Source organism: Streptomyces sp. NPDC002795 (assembly GCF_042888725.1).
Taxonomy (GTDB): Bacteria; Actinomycetota; Actinomycetes; order Streptomycetales; family Streptomycetaceae; genus Streptomyces.
The window spans coordinates 401,926-421,329 of sequence record NZ_JBIAQB010000002.1 but is presented as its reverse complement, the minus strand read 5'-3'; the positions used below and the strand labels follow the sequence as shown (position 1 = coordinate 421,329).

Below are 19,404 nucleotides of genomic sequence, written 5' to 3'. Positions count from 1 at the left end.
GTCCTGCGTGGCGTGTCCTGCGGGGCCGGCGGGACTGACGGGACTGGTGGATGGAGTCACAGAAGTCACGGGATCTCCGTTCGTCGCGGCTCATGGCACTCATGGCACTGATGGCACTGGGTGTGGGACGGGCTTGTGGCCCGTTCCTATCGTGGCTCGGATCCAGGACGTGGAAACCTCGCCGAGCGGCGCGCCCGGTACTGTGAGGGCAGGGCCGTGACTGGCGCGCTGGGATGGGATCGACCATCAGGGAGCGGCCCGAGCAGTGTGTGCCGTGCGCCTGGGCCGAACCGTGAACCGACCGTGTCCGGAGGCTGCCCCATGACCGAATCCCCGCTCACCCCCGAATCCACCGCCTACCGCGCCGCCCTCGACGTCGTGCGCGCCGTGGAGCCGCGCGTCGCCGACGCCATCGCGCAGGAGCTCACCGACCAGCGCGAGATGCTCAAGCTGATCGCCTCGGAGAACTACGCGTCCCCGGCGACGCTGCTGACCATGGGCAACTGGTTCAGCGACAAGTACGCCGAGGGCACCGTCGGCCGCCGCTTCTACGCGGGCTGCCGCAACGTCGACACCGTCGAGTCGCTCGCCGCCGAGCACGCCCGTGAGCTGTTCGGGGCCCGGCACGCGTATGTGCAGCCGCACTCGGGGATCGACGCGAACCTGGTCGCGTTCTGGGCGGTGCTCGCCGACCGCGTCGAGGCGCCGTTCCTGGCGAAGACCGGCGTCCGCCAGATCAACGACCTCACCGAGGCCGACTGGGCCGAGCTGCGGCGCGCCTTCGGCAACCAGCGGATGCTCGGCATGTCCCTGGACGCGGGTGGCCACCTCACGCACGGCTTCCGGCCCAACATCAGCGGAAAGATGTTCGACCAGCGGTCGTACGGCACCGACCCCACCACCGGCCTCATCGACTACGAGGCGCTGCGCGCGCAGGCCCGCGAGTTCAAGCCGATGATCATCGTCGCCGGCTACTCCGCGTACCCGCGGCTCGTGAACTTCCGGATCATGCGCGAGATCGCCGACGAGGTCGGCGCGACGCTCATGGTCGACATGGCGCACTTCGCCGGTCTGGTCGCCGGCAAGGTGCTGACCGGCGACTTCGACCCGGTGCCGCACGCGCAGATCGTCACCACGACCACGCACAAGTCGCTGCGCGGGCCGCGCGGCGGCATGGTGCTGTGCGACGACTCGCTGAAGGACCAGGTCGACCGGGGCTGCCCGATGGTGCTCGGCGGGCCGCTGCCGCACGTCATGGCCGCGAAGGCGGTCGCCCTCGCCGAGGCGCGGCAGCCCGCGTTCCAGGACTACGCGCAGCGCATCGTGGACAACGCGCGGGCGCTGGCGGACGGCCTGATGCGGCGCGGCGCGACCCTGGTCACGGGCGGCACCGACAACCACCTGAACCTCATCGACGTGGCCGGTTCCTACGGTCTGACCGGGCGGCAGGCCGAGTCCGCGCTGCTCGACTCCGGCATCGTCACCAACCGCAACGCGATTCCGGCGGACCCGAACGGGGCCTGGTACACCTCCGGCATCCGGATCGGCACGCCGGCGTTGACCACGCGTGGTCTCGGCACCGGTGAGATGGACGAGATCGCGGCGCTCATGGACCGTGTGCTGACGGCCTCCGAGCCGGGGACCACGAAGTCCGGGGCGGTGTCGAAGGCGAGTCACGTGCTTGAGCCGAAGGTCGCGGACGAGGTTGCCCACCGGGCCACGGATCTGTTGGCCGGGTTCCCGTTGTACGGGCGGATCGACCTGGGCTGAGCCACTCCGTGGCGGGGGGCGGGTGACCGTCCTCACGTCACGGGGCTCCGCCCCGGACCCCGCTGCTCAAACGCCGCAGGGGCTTGATTTGGCCAACCGCTTGGTGGTCACAGGTCGACCAGTTGCTGTCGCGGTTCCCGTGGGTCCCGGGGGCGTATGCGTATCCGCCATACCGCGCCCGCCGCCGCGAGACCCACGGACAGGCCCGCGAGGCCCCACCACCACGGGTTTTGGGTGGGCCGCTCCGCAGGGGCCTCGGTCGTGGGGAAGACCCCCGCCTTCGTCAGCTGGTCGACGAGGGTGGGGGAGGCGTGGTGCCAGCGGAGGTCGTCGTCGTTCACGTCGACCATCGGGTCCGTGCGGATCCACGGCGTGCCGTCCTCCGCGATGATCAGCTGGTCCTGGCGTTCGATGGCCGTGTCCGTGCCGGGTGCCCGGTGGGTCTGGGGCCAGCCCGCCACGCCGGTCAGCCCCCACACGACCGTGGCCACCACGGGCGGGAAATGTCCCTCCTGCCAGGACTGCGGCACCCGCTCCGTCACCGTGTCGAACCCCGTGGTCAGGAGCTCCAGGCGGGCGAAGTTCCGGTCCTCGTAGTGCACGGCCACCGAAGGGCCCGCCGCCGCGCCGGGCGCGATCACCACCGCCAGGTCCGGCGCGTCCATCCCGGAGCCGGGATGCGTCGGCCGCGCGTGCGCGAGCGGTGCCGCGGTGAGCAGCAGCGCCACCACCACGAGCACGACCCGGACAGGCCCTCGTACGTACCGCATCGCCACCCCCGTCGACACACCCCGCGTGACTCCCGCCACATCGACAAGCTACCGGCGCCCACTGACAACGACCAGGTCGCCGTCCCCCCGGCAAAGGACCTTTGGCCGCTGCTGAGCTGTGTGGCGCACCTGAGACAATGAGGCACATGGCCTCTGATGTTCGCCCTCGTGTGCTCTCCGGTATCCAGCCCACCGCCGGCTCGTTCCACCTCGGCAACTACCTCGGTGCGGTCCGCCAGTGGGTGGCGTTGCAGGAGTCGCACGACGCCTTCTACATGGTCGTGGACCTGCATGCGATCACCGTTCCGCAGGACCCGAAGGAGCTGCGGGCCAACACCCGGCTCGCCGCCGCGCAGCTGCTCGCTGCGGGGCTCGACCCGGAGCGTTGCACGCTGTTCGTGCAGAGCCACGTTCCCGAGCACGCGCAGCTGGCCTGGATCATGAACTGCATCACCGGCTTCGGCGAGGCCTCCCGCATGACGCAGTTCAAGGACAAGTCCGCGAAGCAGGGTGCGGAGCGGGCCTCCGTCGGTCTGTTCACGTATCCGGTTCTTCAGGTCGCGGATATTTTGCTCTACCAGGCGAACCAGGTCCCGGTCGGTGAGGACCAGCGTCAGCACATCGAGCTGACCCGCGACCTCGCCACGCGCTTCAACGGCCGCTTCGGCGACACGTTCACGCTCCCGGCGCCGTACATCCTGAAGGAGACGGCGAAGATCTACGACCTTCAGGACCCGTCGATCAAGATGAGCAAGTCGGCGTCGACGCCGAAGGGCCTCATCAACCTGCTCGACGAGCCGAAGGCGACCGCCAAGAAGGTCAAGAGCGCCGTCACCGACACCGACACCGTGATCCGCTACGACGCGGAGAACAAGCCGGGCGTCAGCAACCTGCTCACCATCTACTCCACCCTCACCGGTGCCGGTATCCCGGAACTGGAGAAGAAGTACGAGGGCAAGATGTACGGTGCGCTGAAGACGGACCTGGCCGAGGTGATGGTGGACTTCGTGACACCGTTCCGGACCCGCACCCAGGAATATCTGGACGACCCCGAGACGCTTGACTCGATCCTGGCCAAGGGCGCGGAGAAGGCGCGGGCGGTCGCCGCCGAGACCCTTTCCCAGGCCTACGAAAAGGTCGGCTTCCTGCCCGCCAAGCACTGACATCTCAAGCGCCGCCACCCGCCCGCCACACGACGACAGGAGTATGACGTGGGGACCGTAACGATCGGTGTCTCGATCGCGGTCCCGGAGCCTCACGGCAGCCTGCTCCAGGAGCGGCGCGCGGGCTTCGGCGACGCCGCGGCGCACGGTATTCCCACGCACATCACCCTGCTCCCGCCGACCGAGGTCGCCGGCTCCGACCTCACGGCGATCGAGGCGCATCTGGAGGAAGTGGCCTCCGGGGGGCGCCCGTTCGCGATGCGGCTGTCCGGCACGGGCACGTTCCGGCCGCTGTCACCCGTCGTGTTCGTGCAGGTCGTCGAGGGCGCCGAGGCCTGCACCTGGCTCCAGAAGCAGGTGCGGGACGCGTCGGGCCCGGTCTCCCGCGAGTTGCAGTTCCCGTACCACCCGCACGTGACCGTGGCGCACGGCATCGCCGAGGAGGCGATGGACCGTGCGTTCGCTCAGCTCGCCGAGTACGAGGCGGCGTGGGCGTGCACCGGGTTCGCGCTCTACGAGCAGGGCGCCGACGGGGTGTGGCGCAAGCTGCGGGACTTCGCCTTCGGCACGTCGTCGCTGCCCGCGCAGACCTCGGGCCGCACGACGCGCGGGCCCCGGCTGCCCACCCGCTGACCCTACGTAGGGATCGGACGGGATCAGACCGGCAGCCTGCGGAACACCGGCCGCGGCACATGCCGCAGCGCCGACATCACCACGCGCAGCGTCCCCGGCACCCACACCGTCTCCGACCTGCGCCGCAGCCCCGTCTCGATGGCCAGTGCCACCGCTCCGGGCGTCGTGGCCATGGGGGCCTCGGCGCGCCCGGCCGTCATCTTCGACCGTACGAATCCGGGGCGGACGATCATGACGTGCACGCCCGTCCCGTGCAGCGCGTCCCCGAGGCCCTGCGTGAACGCGTCGAGGCCCGCCTTGCTGGAGCCGTAGATGAAGTCGGCGCGGCGGGCCCGCTCGCCCGCCGCCGACGACAGGACGACGAGCGAGCCGTGGCCCTGCGACTGGAGCGCCCGCGCGCAGACGAGGCTCGCGGAGACGGCGCCCGTGTAGTTGGTCTGGGCGACGCGGACCGCCGCCATCGGGTCGTCCTCGTCGAGGGCCTGGTCGCCGAGGATGCCGAACGCGAGCAGCACCATGTCGATGTCACCCTCGGTGAAGAGCTTGCCGAGCGTCTCCTCGTGCGCGCCGGGGTCCAGCGCGTCGAAGGGGACCGTACGGGTGTCGGCGCCCAGGGCGCGCAGTCCGGCGGCGGCCTCGTCGAGCGCGGGGGAGGGGCGGCCCGCCAGCCACACGGTGCGGGTGCGCCGGGCGACGAGGCGGCGGGCGGTGGCCAGCGCGATCTCGGAGGTGCCGCCGAGGACGAGCAGGGACTGGGGAGTGCCGAAGGCGTCTTTCAACGGGGGCTCCTGGGAGAGGGGGCGGGCGGCGGGCGGCCTGTCACAGGTTCAGGCGCTGTGACAGGTCCGAGCGGAACACCCGCCGCGGGTCCCAGCGCGCCCGCAGGGAGCGGAAGTCGTCGAGGCGCGGGTACATGGCGGTGAGCAGCTCGGGCCGCAGCCGGGAGTCCTTGGCGAGGTGGACGCGCCCGCCCGCGGTGGCCACCTCCTCGTCCAACTCGTCGAGGAGTACGCCCAGTTCGGGCAGGTTCGCGGGGATGTCGAGCGCGAGGGTCCAGCCCGGCACCGGGAACGAGAGCCAGCCCGGGTCCCCTTCGCCGAAGCGCTTGAGGGTGGCGAGGAGGGACGGGCAGCGGCGCTCGCAGACGCGGTGCACGATGCGGCGCAGCGCCTCCGTCTCACTGTGTCCGACGGCGAACTGGTACTGCACGAAGCCGTCGCGCCCGTAGACGCGGTTCCAGTGCGGGACGCCGTCGAGCGGGTGGAAGAACGCGGAGAGCTTGCGGAGTTCGCCGGTGCGGGCCCTGGGCGTCTTGCGGTAGCGGAGTTCGTTGAACAGGCCGACGCTCGTGCTGCCGAGCAGTCCCTCGGGGAGGAAGTCCGGGGCCGCGGGGAGGTGGGCGGGGCGGAACTCCAGCGGGGTCCTGCGGGCGCGTGCGGGCAGCGCGTCGAGCGGCGCGTGCTCGCCGCGTGTGAGGACGCCGCGGCCCGTCGCGGCGCCGCGTGCGAGCAGGTCGATCCAGGCGGCGGAGTAGCGGTTGCGGTGGTCCGTGGCGGTGAGCCGGGCCATCAAGTCGTCGAAGTCGGTGGCCCGTTCGGTGTCGACCGACATCAGCGACGTCTCCACGCGCTGGAGTTGGACGGTGGCCGTGAGGATGATGCCGGTCAGGCCCATGCCGCCGGCCGTCGCGTCGAACAGTTCGCTGCCGCGCTCCACGACGCGTACCCCGCCGTCGGCGGTGAGGAGTTCGAGCATGGGGACGTGGCGGGCGAAGGAGCCGGAGACGGGGTGGTTCCTGCCGTGGACGTCGGCGCCGATCGCCCCGCCGACCGTGACGTAGCGGGTGTCGGGGGTGACCGGTACGAACCAGCCGAGGGGGAGCAGTACCTCCATCAGGCGGTGCAGCGACACGCCCGCGTCGCACAGTACGGTGCCGCCGGCGGCGTCGATGGCGTGGATCCGGTCGAGCCCCGTCATGTCGAGGACGGCCCCTCCCGCGTTCTGCGCCGCGTCCCCGTACGCCCGGCCGAGTCCCCGCGCGATGCCGCCGCGGTGTCCGGTGGCGGCGCAGTCCCGGACGGCGAGGACCGCGTCCTCGTAGGAGCGGGGGCGGATCACGCGGGCCGAGGTGGGGGCGGTGCGGCCCCAGCCGCTGACCGGTACGGAGTGCGGGACGGAGGGGAGAGTGGGTACGGGGTCGGTAGCGGGGTCGGCAACCATGACGGTGACCGTATCGCCCGAAGGTGCGAAGTTTGTCGCAAACCTAGCGAGCCCTCACCAGAACGGGTGATCGAGATGGGGATGGAGGGCAGGCTGGGATCATGGATTGGCTGAAGAAACTCCCCGTCGTCGGGCCGCTGTTCGCCCGGCTGATGCGGACGCACGCCTGGCGCGCCTACGAGCGGCTCGACGAGGTCCGCTGGTCACAGCTTGCCGCGGCGATGACGTTCATCAGCTTCCTCGCGCTGTTTCCGCTGCTCACCGTGGCCGCCGCGATCGCCGCCGGCACGATGGGCCCGGACCAGCAGAAGAAGCTGGAGAAGACGCTCAGCGACCAAGTGCCGGGAATCGCGGACCAGTTGGACCTCGGGTCGCTGGTCGACAACGCGGGCACGATCGGGCTGGTCGCCGGAGCGCTGCTGCTGTTCACGGGCGTCGGCTGGGTCGGTTCGATGAGGCAGTGCCTGCGGGACGTGTGGGAGCTGCCCGACCCCGACGAGAACGCGATCCTGCGCAAGCTCAAGGACGCCGGGGTGCTGATCGGGCTCGGCCTCGCGGGCATCGTGTCGATCGCGGCGTCCGCCCTCGCGAACACGGCGGTCGACTGGACGGCCGACCAGATCGGCATCGACAAGGGGGGCTGGGGCGGGATCCTGCTCCAGGCCGCGGCCTTCGGGATCGCGGTGCTCGCCGACTTCCTGATCCTGCTCTACGTCCTGGCCCTGCTGCCCGGAGTACAGCCGGGCCGCCGCGATCTGATCACGGCGGCGCTGATCGGGGCGGCGGGCTTCGAGCTGCTGAAACTGGTGCTCAGCGGCTATATGAAGGACGTGGCGGCGAAGAGCATGTACGGCGCGTTCGGCACGCCGGTGGCCCTGCTCCTGTGGATCAACTTCACCGCGAAACTGCTGCTGTTCTGCGCCGCGTGGACGGCGACGGGCCGGGTGGGCCTGCGCAAGACGGAAGAGGCGGAGGCCGAATCGGAAGCGCAGACCAAGGGCGAGTCCGAGGAGATCAGCCCTTCGTGATCCTCAGCGGCCACTTCTTGCGCACCACGAACACCGCACCCGCCAGCACCACGAGCACCCCGCCCACGATCGCCAGCGCGATCCCGACCCCGCTGGAGCCGCCGGTGACCGCGGCGTGCGCGGCCGACTTGGCGGGGCCCGCGTCACCGGAGCTCGGGGACGCCGCGCCCGCGGGCGTCTCGCTCTTCGGCCCGACGAGATGGCCGACGGGGGAGACCTTGCCGTCGGCCTTGAACCCCCAGTCGAAGAGCCGCGCGGTCTCCTTGTAGACGGCTTGGCTCTCCTTCGCCTTCGGGTTCATGACGGTGACGAGCAGCACCCGGTCGCCGCGCTCGGCGACTCCCGTGAACGTGGACCCCGCGTTCGTCGTGTTGCCGTTCTTCACACCCGCGATGCCCTTGTACGCGGGCAGGCCGAGGGAGCCGGTGAGCAGCCGGTTGGTGTTCTGGATGCCGAAGTGCTCGGTGGTCTTCCCCTTCTTCTGCTTCATGGGGAACTCGGCGGTCGGCGTGGCGGCGTACTCCCGGAAGTCCTTCTTGTGCAGCCCGGAACGGGCGAACAGCGTCAGGTCGTACGCGGACGAGTGCTGCCCCGGCATGTCGTAGCCGTCGGGGCTGACGACGTGGGTGTCGCCCGCCTGGAGCTCGTCGGCGTGCGCCTGCATGTCCTTGACGGTCTGTGCGACGCCCTGGTTCATGGCGGAAAGGACGTGCACCGCGTCGTTGCCCGACCGCAGGAAGACGCCCAGCCACAGATCGTGCACGGAGTACGTGAAGCCCTCCTTGACGCCGACGAGGCTCGACCCGGCGCCCATCCCCGCAAGGTCCGAGGGCACCACCTTGTGCGTCGTCGTCTTCGGGAACTTCGGCAGCACGGTGTCCGCGAACAGCATCTTCAGCGTGGAGGCCGGCGGCAGCTTCCAGTGCGCGTTGTGCGAGGCGAGCACCTCACCCGACTCGGCGTCCGCGACGAGCCAGGACTTCGCCGTCAGATCCTTCGGCAGAACGGGCGCGCCCCCCTGAAGGTTGACCTGCGTCCCCGGCTTCCCCAACTGGGCGCCGCCGACCCGGGACATGGACGCGGGCGGCTTGTCGTCCTTCTTGTCCTTGTCCGCGGCGGCGGCGGGCAGCGCGCCGGCGAACGTCAGGGCGGAGGCGGCGAACAGCACCGCGGCCTTCTTCAAGTGCGACGTCGGTCGCGCGGCGTGGGAGTCGGACACGCTGGTGAAAATACCTGTACCTACCCCGTAAGTCTCCACCGCTGCGTCCGGTGTTCGTCCTGACCCACCCCGGCGGCGGTGCGCGAGGCCGCGCGGCGATACTGAGGGTATGAAGCTCAGCCGCCCCGTTTCCTGGTTCCTGCTCGCCTTCGGGGTGTGGAGCTGGGTCATCTGGATCACTTTCATCAAGAATCTCGTCAAGGACGGCAGCGGCCTCGCCTTCGACGACGCCGGGGATCCGACCGCGTACTTCTGGGTGCATCTGACGCTCGCCGTCGTCTCCTTCGTATTGGGGACGGTTGTCGGGGGCATCGGGTTGCGTTCCGTACGCACACTGCGTCGGACCTCATAGGCGACCGGGCCGATGATCGTCGTCTTCGTACTCATCGCCGCCGCCGTCCTCGCGGCCTTCGCGGCACTGCACTACTACGCGTGGCGCCGTCTCGTGCGCGAGACGACCGCCAAGGGCGGGTGGCCCAGGCGGATCGGGACGCTGGTGTTCGTGGCCGGGCCCGTGCTGGTGTTCGCGGCGCTGGGGGCGGAGCGGGGTGGGGCGCCGTTCGTGTTGCAGCAGGTGCTGGCCTGGCCCGGGTTCCTGTGGCTGGCGTTCGCGCTGTATCTGCTGCTCGCGCTGCTGGTGGGGGAGGTCGTGCGGCCCCTGCTGCGGCGGTTCCTTGAGCGGGGGAAGCCCTCCGCCGTCGCTGCGGAGGGGGCCCCGGTGCGGGTTCCGGTGCCGGAGCTGCGGGAGCTGGAGCCGGTTCCGGGGCTCGCGCCCGCCCCCGCGCCCACCCGGAGGCTCGTCCTCGCCCGGACCGTCGGCGCCGCCGCGACCCTGGCCGCCGCGGGCGTCGTGGCCGGTGGCGCGTACGGGGTGCTGCGCGGGCCGACGGTGAAGCGGGTCACTGTGCCGCTGGCCAAACTGCCGCGCGCGGCCCACGGGTTCAGGATCGCCGTGGTCAGCGACGTCCACCTCGGGCCCGTGCTCGGGCGGGGCTTCGCCGAGCGGGTCGTCGAGACGATCAACGCGACGCAGCCCGATCTCATCGCCGTGGTCGGTGACCTGGTCGACGGGAGCGTGGAGGACCTGGCGCCCGCCGTGGCGCCGCTCGCGCGGCTGAGCGCGCGGCACGGTACGTACTTCGTCACCGGCAACCACGAGTACTTCTCCGGCGCCGACCCGTGGGTGGAGCACGTGCGCGAGCTCGGGCTGCGGCCGCTGGAGAACGCGCGCGTCGACATCGGGGCCTTCGATCTCGCGGGGGTCAACGACATCGCCGGTGACAACTACGGCGAAGGGCCCGACTACGCGAAGGCGCTCGGCGACCGCGACACCTCCCGCGCCTCCGTCCTCATGGCCCACCAGCCCGTGATGATCCACGAGGCGGTTAAGCACAGCGTCGACCTTCAGCTCTCCGGGCACACCCACGGCGGCCAGCTGTGGCCGGGCAACCTCGTCGCGGCCGCGAGCAATCCGACCCTCGCGGGCCTCGACCGGTACGGCGACACCCAGCTGTACGTCAGCCGGGGCGCGGGCGCGTGGGGGCCGCCGGTGCGTGTGGGCGCGCCGTCCGACATCACCGTGGTGCAGCTGGCGTCCAAGCAGGCCTGAGCCCGGTCGGCCCGGTTGAGGACGTCAGGCCTTCCTGCGGCGTCCCGTCGGCTTCGCGCGGCGGCGCAGGGCCAGCAGGCCGCCGCCGGCGAGGGCCGCGAGGGCCATGGACCCGCCGAGCGCGAGGTCGTCCCCGTGCGAGCCGGTGGACGTGCCGGAGGCGGCGGGGCCCGCGCCCGCCACGTGGGGCTCGCGCGTCGACGGCGACTTCGGCTGCTCGCTCAGCGGCGTGGCCAACTCGCCTACGGGGCGCACCTTGTCGGCGGCCGCGAAGCCCCAGTCGAGCAGCGCGGCCGTCTCCTCGTACACGGCTTCGTAGCCGGACTCCGGGTGCATGACGGTGACCAGGAGGGTGCGGCCGCCGCGGGTGGCGGCGCCGGTGAAGGTGTTGCCCGCGTGCGAGGTGTAGCCGTTCTTGACGCCGATGAGGCCCTCGTACGGGGTGACGCCCTGCCCGGTGAGGAGTCGGTCGGTGTTCTGGATCTGGAACGTCTTGGAGCCGCTCGCCGGGAAGTCGGCGACCTTGGTGGCGCAGTAGCCACGGAAGTCGTCGTTCTTGAGGCCGGCGCGGGCGAACAGCGTCAGGTCGTACGCGGAGGAGAGCTGCCCGGGGTGGTCGAAGCCGTCGGGGCTGACGACGTGGGTGTCGTTGGCCTGGAGGTCCTTGGCGCGGGCCTGCATCTGCGCGACAGTCCTGTCGACGCCGCCGTTCATGTTCGCGAGTACGTGCACCGCGTCGTTGCCGGAGCGCAGGAACACGCCCTGCCACAGCTGGTGCACGCTGTACGTCGTTCCGGCCTGGACGCCGACGAGGCTGGAGCCGAAGGGTATGTCCGCGAGGTCCTCGGCCGTCACCTTGTGCTTCAGCGTGCTGTCGAACCTCGGCAGCACCGTGTCCGCGAACAGCATCTTCAGCGTGGAGGCCGGCGGCAGCCGGCGGTGCCCGTTGTACGAGGCGAGTACCTCGCCGCTGTCGTTGTCGGCGATCAGCCACGCCTTCGCGTCGAGCTTCGGCAGCTTCGGCGCGCGCGAGGTGGCGGAGGCGGTCTGCGCGGGCAGTGCGAGCGCCGCGGCCGCGCCCGCCCCGAGGCCGAGGGCGGTGCGGCGGGTGAACCGCGGGGTCGGGGAAGCGGAGGAGGTGGTGCCGGGCATCCCGTGAAGGTACAGGCCAAAGAGCGGGTAAAGACCGGCGGGGCTCAGCTCCGCGCCAGCTCCGGTCTCTTGAGGTAGTCCGTGAAGCCGATGACGTTGCCCCACGGGTCGGCGAACTCCACGACGTAGCCGGTGGAGGTGGAGAAGGGCGGGTCGAGCAGCTCGATGTCGGCGGAGCGCAGCGTGTCGGCGACGGCCCGCGCGTCCGGCACCTCCAGCCACAGTCGCGCGGCGGGCCAGGCGGGCGGCCGGTGGCCGAACCCTTCCTCGGCCCGCAGCAGCAGTCCGGGCGTCTCCTTGCCGACGGCGAGCAGCGCGATCCCGGCCTCGTCGATGCGGACCTTCACGGGGAATCCGACGCGCTCGTAGAAGGCGACGGCCTCGGCCAGGTCGCCGACGGGGAACAGGGTGTTGTCGAACCCGAGGATTTCCAGCTCATGTGGCATAGCGGCAGATTAGCGAGCAACCGGGCGAAAACGGCGAAGGCCCCGCTCCCGGAAGGGAACGGGGCCTTCGGAGCCAAGGGGCTCAGAAGCTCAGAAGCGGCGCGTGATCAGCGCGCGCTTCACTTCCTGGATCGCCTTGGTGACCTCGATGCCACGCGGGCAGGCGTCCGTGCAGTTGAAGGTCGTGCGGCAACGCCACACACCGTCACGGTCGTTGAGGATCTCCAGTCGCTGCTCCCCGGCCTCGTCACGCGAGTCGAAGATGAAGCGGTGGGCGTTCACGATGGCGGCAGGACCGAAGTACTGGCCGTCGTTCCAGAACACCGGGCAGGACGACGTGCACGCGGCGCACAGGATGCACTTGGTGGTGTCGTCGAAGCGCGCCCGGTCCTCGTCGGACTGGTAGCGCTCACGCGTCGGCTCGTTGCCCTTGGTGACGAGGAACGGCATGACGTCGCGGTACGCCTGGAAGAACGGGTCCATGTCCACGACCAGGTCCTTGAGGACCGTGAGGCCCTTGATGGCCTCGACCGTGATGGGCTTCTCGGGGTTGATGTCCTTGAGAAGCGTCTTGCAGGCGAGCCGGTTCTTGCCGTTGATCCGCATCGCGTCGGACCCGCAGATGCCGTGCGCGCAGGAGCGGCGGAAGGTCAGCGTGCCGTCCTGCTCCCACTTGACCTTGTGCAGCGCGTCGAGGACGCGCTCCTTGGGGTCCATCTCCAGCTGGAAGTCCTGCCAGGTCGACTCGTCGGAGACCTCCGAGTTGAACCGGCGCACGCGCAGCGTGATCGTGATGTTCGGGGTGTCGGCGAAGCCGGCCTCGGGCGCGCCCGCCGCTTCCGCCTTGTCCATGGTCGGGGTAGCCATCAGTACTTACGCTCCATCGGCTGGTAGCGGGTCTGGACGACCGGCTTGTAGTCGAGCCGGATGGACTCGGAGCCGTCGTCGCCGACCTCGCGGTACGCCATGGTGTGGCGCATGAAGTTGACGTCGTCGCGGGTCGGGAAGTCCTCGCGGTAGTGACCGCCGCGGGACTCCTTGCGGGCCAGGGCGGAGGTCGCCATGACCTCGGCCAGGTCGAGCAGGTTGCCCAGCTCGATGGCCTCAAGGAGGTCCGTGTTGAACCGCTTGCCCTTGTCCTGGACGGACACGTTCTTGTAGCGGGCGCGCAGTTCGGCGATCTTCTCGACGGCCGTCTTGATCGTCTGCTCGGTGCGGAACACCATCACGTTGGCGTCCATGCACTCCTGCAGCTCGTTGCGGATCACCGCGACGCTCTCGGTGCCCTGCGAGTCACGGAGGCGCTCGACGAGCTCCTCGACGAGCGTGGCCGGGTTCTCCGGCAGCTCGACGAACTCGGTCTTGTGCGCGTACTCGGCGGCCGCGATGCCCGCACGACGCCCGAAGACGTTGATGTCGAGCAGCGAGTTGGTGCCGAGGCGGTTGGCGCCGTGCACGGAGACACAGGCGACCTCGCCGGCGGCGTACAGACCGGGAACAACAGTGGTGTTGTCCGCGAGGACCTCACCCTGGACGTTCGTCGGGATGCCGCCCATGGCGTAGTGCGCGGTCGGCTGGATCGGGATCGGGTCCGTGTAGGGCTCGATGCCGAGGTACGTGCGCGCGAACTCGGTGATGTCCGGGAGCTTGGCGTCGAGCTGCTCCGGCGGGAGGTGCGTCAGGTCCAGGTACACGTGGTCACCGGCCGGACCGCAGCCGCGGCCCTCACGGATCTCCGTGTAGATGGAGCGGGACACGACGTCACGGGACGCGAGGTCCTTCATGACCGGCGCGTACTTCTCCATGAAGCGCTCGCCGTCCTTGTTACGGAGGATGCCGCCCTCACCACGGGCGCCTTCCGTAAGGAGGATGCCCATGCGCCAGATGCCGGTCGGGTGGAACTGGAAGAACTCCATGTCCTCCAGCGGGATCCCGCGCCGGTAGCAGGCGGCCTGGCCGTCGCCGGTCAGGGTGTGCGCGTTGGACGTCACCTTGAAGAACTTGCCGGTGCCGCCGGAGGCGTAAATGACCGACTTGGCCTGGAAGATGTGGATCTCGCCGGTGGCCAGCTCGTAGGCGACCACACCGGCGGACTTCTTGACGCCGTCTTCCTCGACGATCAGCTGGTCCAGGACGTAGAACTCGTTGAAGAACTCCACGCCCTCCTTCACGCAGTTCTGGTACAGCGTCTGAAGGATCATGTGGCCCGTGCGGTCCGCGGCGTAGCAGGACCGGCGGACCGGCGCCTCGCCGTGGTTACGGGAGTGACCGCCGAAGCGGCGCTGGTCGATGGTGCCGTTCGGGGTGCGGTTGAACGGCAGGCCCATCTTCTCCAGGTCGAGGACCGAGTCGATGGCCTCCTTCGCCAGGATCTCGGCGGCGTCCTGGTCGACCAGGTAGTCGCCGCCCTTGATCGTGTCGAAGGTGTGCCACTCCCAGTTGTCCTCCTCCACGTTGGCGAGCGCGGCGGCCATGCCGCCCTGCGCCGCACCGGTGTGGGAGCGGGTGGGGTAGAGCTTGGTCAGCACGGCGGTGCGGCTGCGCTTGGTCGACTCGATGGCCGCGCGCATGCCGGCGCCGCCGGCGCCGACGATGACGGTGTCGTACTTGTGAATCTTCACGGTTTCGCTCGCCTCGGCTTTAACGGATGTTGGGGTCGAAGGTGAAGATCACCAGCGTGCCCAGCAGGACGGTGAAGACCGTCGCGGCGTACAGCAGGCCCTTCAGCCACATACGGGTCTGGGGGCGCTCGGCGTAGTCGTTGATGACGGTACGCAGGCCGTTGGCGCCGTGCAGCATCGCGAGCCACAGCATCAGCAGGTCCCAGCCCTGCCAGAACGGGGACGCCCAGCGGCCCGCCACGAAGGCGAAACCGATCTTGGAGACGCCGCCGTCGAGGACGAGCTGGATCAGCAGGTGGCCGAGGACCAGGACGACGAGGACGACACCCGACAGGCGCATGAACAGCCATGCGGCCATCTCGAAGTTGCCGCGCGTCGAACGCGGGGTCTTCGAGGTGCGCTTGCGGGGAGCCTCGATGTACGGGGCCGGGTTGTCGACGTCGTAGAGGGACGCGCCCTCCACGGGGCCGACGCCGGGCGTCGCGGGGGTGGTGTCAGCAGACATGTCTGGCCTCAGCTCCCGAAGATTGCGCGGACGGCGTGGCCGAGGACGGGGTACAGGGCCCCGACCATCAGGACGATCCAGATGCCCATGACGGTCCAGAGCATCTGCTTCTGGTAGCGCGGCCCCTTCGACCAGAAGTCGACGGCGATGACACGCAGGCCGTTGAGCGCGTGGAACAGGATCGCGGCCACGAGGCCGTATTCCAGAAGCGCGACGATCGGCGTCTTATAGGTACCAACGACATCGTCGTACGCCTCGGGGGAGACGCGGACGAGAGCGGTGTCGAGGACGTGCACGAACAGGAAGAAGAAAATGAGGACACCGGTGACTCGATGAGCCACCCACGACCACATGCCTTCCCGGCCGCGGTACAGCGTTCCAGCCGGCACGGAAGAACCCTCCGGGAGCGGGGACTAGAGCCGCGCCGGCTTCAGTGTCGGGCGGGCCCGGCCGGGTACGGTCCACCGGCCGCTCGTCATCGTATCGACGAGTTGTCGGAACACTCGCACGGGGGCCTTATGTGTGATCAAACAGGCAATCAAACAGGCACGTACGGGCTATTGATGCCGGTTTCCCGGCCGGTTTCCCTGCGGGTTTCTCTGCCGGTTTCCTGGCGGGTGAGTCGCGCGAGCCGGCCCCGGGCGAGTCGCCGCAGCTCCTCGGCGGCCAGTTCGCGCTCGTGCAGCGGGTCGTGGCCGAGCCGGGTGCGCAGGCTCACGAGCAGGTGATCGAGGGCCTCACCTGGCGCGATGTCGTCCAGGCAGATCACGAAGGGGTGGCCGAAGCGGGTCTCGTACGCGCTGTGGGCCGCGACCAGCGCGGTGCGCGCGGCCGCCGGGTAGCCCGCGGGGGACGGCGGCAGCGCCTGCTCCTCGCCCGCCAGGGCCTCGGCGATGTCGGAGGGGGTGAGGTCGTACGCCGCCTCGTCCGCCGCGGCGAGCAGCGCGTCGAGGTTCGGGTACGGGCGGTGGGCGGCCACGCGGCGCGCCCAGGCGTGGCTGCGGCAGCACGTGTGCAGTGTCAGCTCGGCGGTCTCCCGCGGCAGCGCGTTGAAGTGCGCCAGGCCGCCGGTGGTGCCGGGCGCCGTGGCCTGGGCCGGTATGGGCGGGCGGCCGGGAGTCTGGAGGGGGCGCAGAGGGGCCTCCGGCGGGGGCGGGCGTGGTGGTTGTGGCGAAACGTTAGTCATGGGTTGGGGTGGGTGTCCGAGGGATGTGTGAATTTCACTCGGACGGGAGGGTTTGGGATGGGTGGGTGGACGGTGCGCCCGAGTGGCGGGGTTGTTCTGTTCGCATGGCGGGTTCCGACTCGTCCTGGTTGCGTTCGCGCAGTTCCCCGCGCCCCTAGAGGTCCACCGTTAACGTCGGCGCCGTATGTATCGGTGAACGGGGCTAGCGAGGTGTTCGTGGAGAAGGAGCGGAAAGCTCTGAGGGGCGTGGCCGTCGGGGTCGTGCTGGTCGCGGCCGCGGGGTGCTCGGACGGTGGCGGGTCGGCGCCGTCCGACGGGAAGTCGGCGACGTCCGCGGCGCCTTCACCCACCCGTTCGTATCCGCTGTCCAAGCCCGCGCACACGATCCCCGAGGTGCGCGACTTCACGCCCGCGCACGGGCCCGGCTGGAAGCCGGACGGCGGCAGCGTCGTCGTGAAGGACGGTGAACTGGCGGGGGAGGGGCGGCTCGTCGCCGAAGAGCTGGACCTGAAGTACGCGGGGTCGGGGAAGGACGCCGGGCCCGGCGACGTCGAGCTGGCGATCGGCGGGAAGCGCGGGGCGAACCCGGAGTCGTACCGGATGTCCGTGCGCGGCGGGAGTGTGCGGATCGTCGCGCCGAGCGACACCGGCGTGTTCTACGGGACGCGCACCCTCAAGCAGCAGGTGCACGACGGTGCGAAGGCGCCGGAGGGTGTCACCGCCGACCAACCCGCCAAGCCGCAGCGCGGGTTCAACCTCGACATCGCGCGCAAGCACTTCACGGCCGACTGGATCAAGGACCGGATCCGGGACATCGGGGACCTCAAGTACAACCAGCTGGGCCTGCACTTCTCCGACGACCAGTCCTTCCGGATCGAGTCCGACTCGCATCCGGAGATCGTCTCCAAGGACCACCTCAGCAAGACGCAGGTGCGGGACATCCTGAAGCTCGCCGCCGAGCGGCACATCACGGTCGTGCCGGAGATCGACTCGCCGGGGCACCTGGGCGCGGTGATCGCCGCGCATCCAGAGCTCCAGCTGCGCGACACGAGCGGGGTGGCGGCGCGCGGCGCCGTCGACATCTCGAAGCCGGGTGCCGCGAAGATCGTCGACGATCTGCTGAAGGAGTACGCGAAGCTGTTCAAGGGCGCGCACTGGCATCTGGGCGCCGACGAGTACCGGGCGCTGATGAGCGAGAACCCCGAGGCCTCCTACCCGCAGCTCGCCGCCGCGGCCAGGAAGAAGTACGGGGCGGACGCCAAGGTGCAGGATCTCGCGCAGGGCTGGCTCAACGACCGGGCGAAGACCATGGCCCCCTTCGACCGGAACCTGAAGGCCTGGAACGACGGGTTCTACAAGGGCGGGGTCGTCGACGCCCACAAGGGCATCGAGGTCGCGTACTGGACCGGCAAGGAGATCGGCGCGCGCGAGCCCCTGGAGTATCTGGACGAGGGCCGGAAGGTGACGAACTACAACGACGAGTTCCTGTACTACGTCCTCGGCCAGCCCAACACCTTCGTCTATCCGACCGGTGAGCGGATCTACAAGAGCTGGACGCCGCGCGTGCTGCGCAAGACGAGTCCGGTGCCCGCGAAGTACGACGACCAGATCCTGGGTGGCTCCTTCGCCGTGTGGTGCGACATCTCGACGGCGCAGACCCCGGAGCAGGTCGCCAAGGGCGTCCGGATGCCGCTGCGGGCGACCTCGCAGAAGCTGTGGGACCAGGAGAAGCCGGAGCTGAGCTGGCCGGAGTTCGTCGACCTGGCCGACAAGCTGGACGGCTGACGGCCCTGATCCGCCGTTTTGGTGGCGAAGTCCCTTGCGGCTGTGTTCTATTCGGCCGCAGGTACGACGTGTGTGCCGCACACCGGGACGGGGGGAACGGACATGGGTTACTGGGGCTACTACGTGGTCGCGAGAAGCGACCGGCCGCTGGACAAGTACGAGGCCCTGGGCGGGGTGCGCGAGGAGCTGACGCTCCTGGAGGAGCGGGCCGGGGGCTGGCAGGTGTGGGAGTGCCCCGGCGGCGGCGAGCAGGCGCGCGACGTGGGCAGCATGAACGCGCTGGCGGCGGAGACCGGGGCGCCCGCCCTGTTCGCGTACGTCATGGACTCCGCCTGCGCGGTCGTCGAGGCGGCGGGTCCGGAGAGCGGCGCGTGGACGGCGTGCCTGGGGCGCGCCGCGATGACCGGGTACATCGGCGGGGACGAACGCTCCCTGGAGGACTACTTCCTGCCGCCGGGCGACGCCGCGGAGCGGTCCGTCGGCTGGGCCGCCGAGTGCGGCCGTGAGGTGCCGCTGGAGCCGCTCGACGAGGTCTTGCGCGCGGCAGCGGAGCCCTCGGCGGAGGAGCTGTTCTTCCGCTTCCTCGACCGGCTCGGCGTGCGAGGACTGTGACGCGGACTGTGACGTTCCGTGCTCCGCGGGCGCAGTTGGTTACGTAGGTGCCAAGAGGAATTGCTGGGTCCGCGTCCGGAGGAGCGTTACGTCCATGAGCCTGGTGGAACTGATCGCGCAGGCCGATGAACACGGCCTTGCCACGAGCGGTCTCGGCTGCCTCGACCGGTGTGTGCCGCTGCTCGGCGTCGGCGGGCCCGGGGACCCCGAGGAGGACGTGCTGCGCCCGCTGTGGGCGAGCCTCGCGGAGGACGGCGCGGACTGGGGCGACCGGCTCGTGGCGGCGCGCGGTGAGCTGAGCGGCGCCGCGGGCGAGGGCGAGGCCGCGGAGCTGGTGCGGCGGATGCTCGGGGCCGCGCCGGAGCGGGCGTTGGCCGAGGGGTGGCGGGAGTGGGCGGACGCCTGCTCGGTGGCCGCGCTCCAGGTGCACCGGATGCTCGACGTGACGGAGGACCGGGCGGCCGGTGTGAGCGCGCGCCGCGAGGGCCGCACCGACGGGATGTCGCCGCTGGTCGCGGCCGAACTGCGCCGCCAGACCCAGATCCTGGAACTGCTCGCGGGCGGTGGAGCGGGCGGACTGCGGCAGGCCCTCGTCGTCTCGACGGAGGGACGCAGGGTGCTGCGGGCGGCCGTCTCGCGGCGCGCGCGGGGCCGCGGCTGACGCGACTGAAGCGGTACGAGCGAG

At 70.4% G+C, this 19,404-nt stretch carries 20 protein-coding genes; 9 read left to right on the top strand and 11 right to left on the bottom strand.

The genetic code is table 11. The features are described from left to right. Positions 1-321 precede the first annotated feature (321 nt). Positions 322-1,770, top strand: a complete 1,449-nt coding sequence (locus ACFYWS_RS06465) for a glycine hydroxymethyltransferase (RefSeq protein WP_389270235.1) — start codon at positions 322-324, stop codon at positions 1,768-1,770. A gap of 107 nt (positions 1,771-1,877) precedes the next feature. Here the strand turns inward: ACFYWS_RS06465 and ACFYWS_RS06460 are convergent, their stop codons facing one another. Further along, positions 1,878-2,579: a hypothetical protein gene (locus tag ACFYWS_RS06460; protein WP_389270232.1), complete on the bottom strand. Its 702-nt coding sequence runs from the start codon at positions 2,577-2,579 to the stop codon at positions 1,878-1,880. A gap of 107 nt (positions 2,580-2,686) precedes the next feature. Here ACFYWS_RS06460 and trpS point away from each other — a divergent pair, with 107 nt between their 5' ends. Then, positions 2,687-3,703: a tryptophan--tRNA ligase gene (trpS, locus tag ACFYWS_RS06455; RefSeq protein ID WP_389270229.1), complete on the top strand. Its 1,017-nt coding sequence runs from the start codon at positions 2,687-2,689 to the stop codon at positions 3,701-3,703. 48 nt (positions 3,704-3,751) lie between these two features. After that, entirely contained in the window at positions 3,752-4,336 is a 585-nt protein-coding gene (locus ACFYWS_RS06450) for a 2'-5' RNA ligase family protein (protein ID WP_389270227.1), read from the top strand. A 23-nt stretch (positions 4,337-4,359) separates the two neighbouring features. Here the strand turns inward: ACFYWS_RS06450 and ACFYWS_RS06445 are convergent, their stop codons facing one another. Together ACFYWS_RS06445 and ACFYWS_RS06440 are read right to left on the bottom strand one after the other, a co-directional pair. Next, positions 4,360-5,115, bottom strand: coding sequence for a decaprenylphospho-beta-D-erythro-pentofuranosid-2-ulose 2-reductase (locus ACFYWS_RS06445; RefSeq protein ID WP_389270224.1), 756 nt, complete (start codon positions 5,113-5,115; stop codon positions 4,360-4,362). Positions 5,116-5,155: 40 nt separating this feature from the next. Beyond that, complete coding sequence (locus ACFYWS_RS06440; protein ID WP_389270221.1) at positions 5,156-6,556, bottom strand: FAD-binding protein; 1,401 nt, start codon at positions 6,554-6,556, stop codon at positions 5,156-5,158. 101 nt (positions 6,557-6,657) lie between these two features. Between ACFYWS_RS06440 and ACFYWS_RS06435 the strand changes: the two genes are divergently transcribed. Continuing rightward, positions 6,658-7,584, top strand: a complete 927-nt coding sequence (locus ACFYWS_RS06435) for a YihY/virulence factor BrkB family protein (protein ID WP_389270219.1) — start codon at positions 6,658-6,660, stop codon at positions 7,582-7,584. Here the strand turns inward: ACFYWS_RS06435 and ACFYWS_RS06430 are convergent. After that, complete coding sequence (locus tag ACFYWS_RS06430) at positions 7,571-8,803, bottom strand: D-alanyl-D-alanine carboxypeptidase family protein (protein ID WP_389270216.1); 1,233 nt, start codon at positions 8,801-8,803, stop codon at positions 7,571-7,573. The genes ACFYWS_RS06435 and ACFYWS_RS06430 overlap by 14 nt on opposite strands. Positions 8,804-8,912: 109 nt before the next feature. Between ACFYWS_RS06430 and ACFYWS_RS06425 the strand changes: the two genes are divergently transcribed. Next, on the top strand, positions 8,913-9,155 hold the full coding sequence (locus ACFYWS_RS06425; RefSeq protein ID WP_326016443.1) for an SCO4848 family membrane protein: 243 nt from the start codon (positions 8,913-8,915) through the stop codon (positions 9,153-9,155). A 12-nt stretch (positions 9,156-9,167) separates the two neighbouring features. After that, the gene (locus ACFYWS_RS06420; protein ID WP_389270213.1) at positions 9,168-10,412 is read left to right on the top strand and encodes a metallophosphoesterase; all 1,245 of its coding nucleotides are present in this window, start codon (positions 9,168-9,170) and stop codon (positions 10,410-10,412) included. A 24-nt stretch (positions 10,413-10,436) separates the two neighbouring features. Here the strand turns inward: ACFYWS_RS06420 and ACFYWS_RS06415 are convergent, their stop codons facing one another. The 7 genes from ACFYWS_RS06415 to ACFYWS_RS06385 form a co-directional block, all read right to left on the bottom strand. After that, positions 10,437-11,564 carry a D-alanyl-D-alanine carboxypeptidase family protein gene (locus ACFYWS_RS06415; RefSeq protein ID WP_389270210.1) on the bottom strand — a complete coding sequence of 376 codons (1,128 nt, stop codon included), beginning with the start codon at positions 11,562-11,564 and terminating at the stop codon, positions 10,437-10,439. A gap of 44 nt (positions 11,565-11,608) precedes the next feature. Next, complete coding sequence (locus ACFYWS_RS06410) at positions 11,609-12,010, bottom strand: VOC family protein (protein ID WP_389270207.1); 402 nt, start codon at positions 12,008-12,010, stop codon at positions 11,609-11,611. A 90-nt stretch (positions 12,011-12,100) separates the two neighbouring features. After that, entirely contained in the window at positions 12,101-12,877 is a 777-nt protein-coding gene (locus ACFYWS_RS06405; RefSeq protein ID WP_326016435.1) for a succinate dehydrogenase iron-sulfur subunit, read from the bottom strand. After that, the gene (sdhA, locus tag ACFYWS_RS06400) at positions 12,877-14,631 is read right to left on the bottom strand and encodes a succinate dehydrogenase flavoprotein subunit (protein WP_389270204.1); all 1,755 of its coding nucleotides are present in this window, start codon (positions 14,629-14,631) and stop codon (positions 12,877-12,879) included. The genes ACFYWS_RS06405 and sdhA overlap by 1 nt, the downstream gene beginning before the upstream one ends. A 19-nt stretch (positions 14,632-14,650) precedes the next feature. Further along, positions 14,651-15,136 carry a succinate dehydrogenase hydrophobic membrane anchor subunit gene (locus ACFYWS_RS06395; protein WP_389270201.1) on the bottom strand — a complete coding sequence of 162 codons (486 nt, stop codon included), beginning with the start codon at positions 15,134-15,136 and terminating at the stop codon, positions 14,651-14,653. 8 nt (positions 15,137-15,144) lie between these two features. Next, the gene (sdhC, locus tag ACFYWS_RS06390) at positions 15,145-15,525 is read right to left on the bottom strand and encodes a succinate dehydrogenase, cytochrome b556 subunit (RefSeq protein WP_326016431.1); all 381 of its coding nucleotides are present in this window, start codon (positions 15,523-15,525) and stop codon (positions 15,145-15,147) included. Between the two features lie 149 nt (positions 15,526-15,674). Beyond that, positions 15,675-16,322 carry a 2-oxo-4-hydroxy-4-carboxy-5-ureidoimidazoline decarboxylase gene (locus tag ACFYWS_RS06385; RefSeq protein ID WP_389270196.1) on the bottom strand — a complete coding sequence of 216 codons (648 nt, stop codon included), beginning with the start codon at positions 16,320-16,322 and terminating at the stop codon, positions 15,675-15,677. Between the two features lie 192 nt (positions 16,323-16,514). Here ACFYWS_RS06385 and ACFYWS_RS06380 point away from each other — a divergent pair, with 192 nt between their 5' ends. The 3 genes from ACFYWS_RS06380 to ACFYWS_RS06370 all read left to right on the top strand — a co-directional run bounded on the left by ACFYWS_RS06380 (position 16,515) and on the right by ACFYWS_RS06370 (position 19,380). Further along, positions 16,515-18,107: a glycoside hydrolase family 20 protein gene (locus tag ACFYWS_RS06380; RefSeq protein WP_389270193.1), complete on the top strand. Its 1,593-nt coding sequence runs from the start codon at positions 16,515-16,517 to the stop codon at positions 18,105-18,107. Between the two features lie 102 nt (positions 18,108-18,209). Next, positions 18,210-18,719, top strand: coding sequence for a hypothetical protein (locus tag ACFYWS_RS06375; protein ID WP_389270190.1), 510 nt, complete (start codon positions 18,210-18,212; stop codon positions 18,717-18,719). Between the two features lie 94 nt (positions 18,720-18,813). Continuing rightward, the gene (locus ACFYWS_RS06370) at positions 18,814-19,380 is read left to right on the top strand and encodes a hypothetical protein (protein WP_389270187.1); all 567 of its coding nucleotides are present in this window, start codon (positions 18,814-18,816) and stop codon (positions 19,378-19,380) included. Positions 19,381-19,404 lie beyond the last annotated feature (24 nt).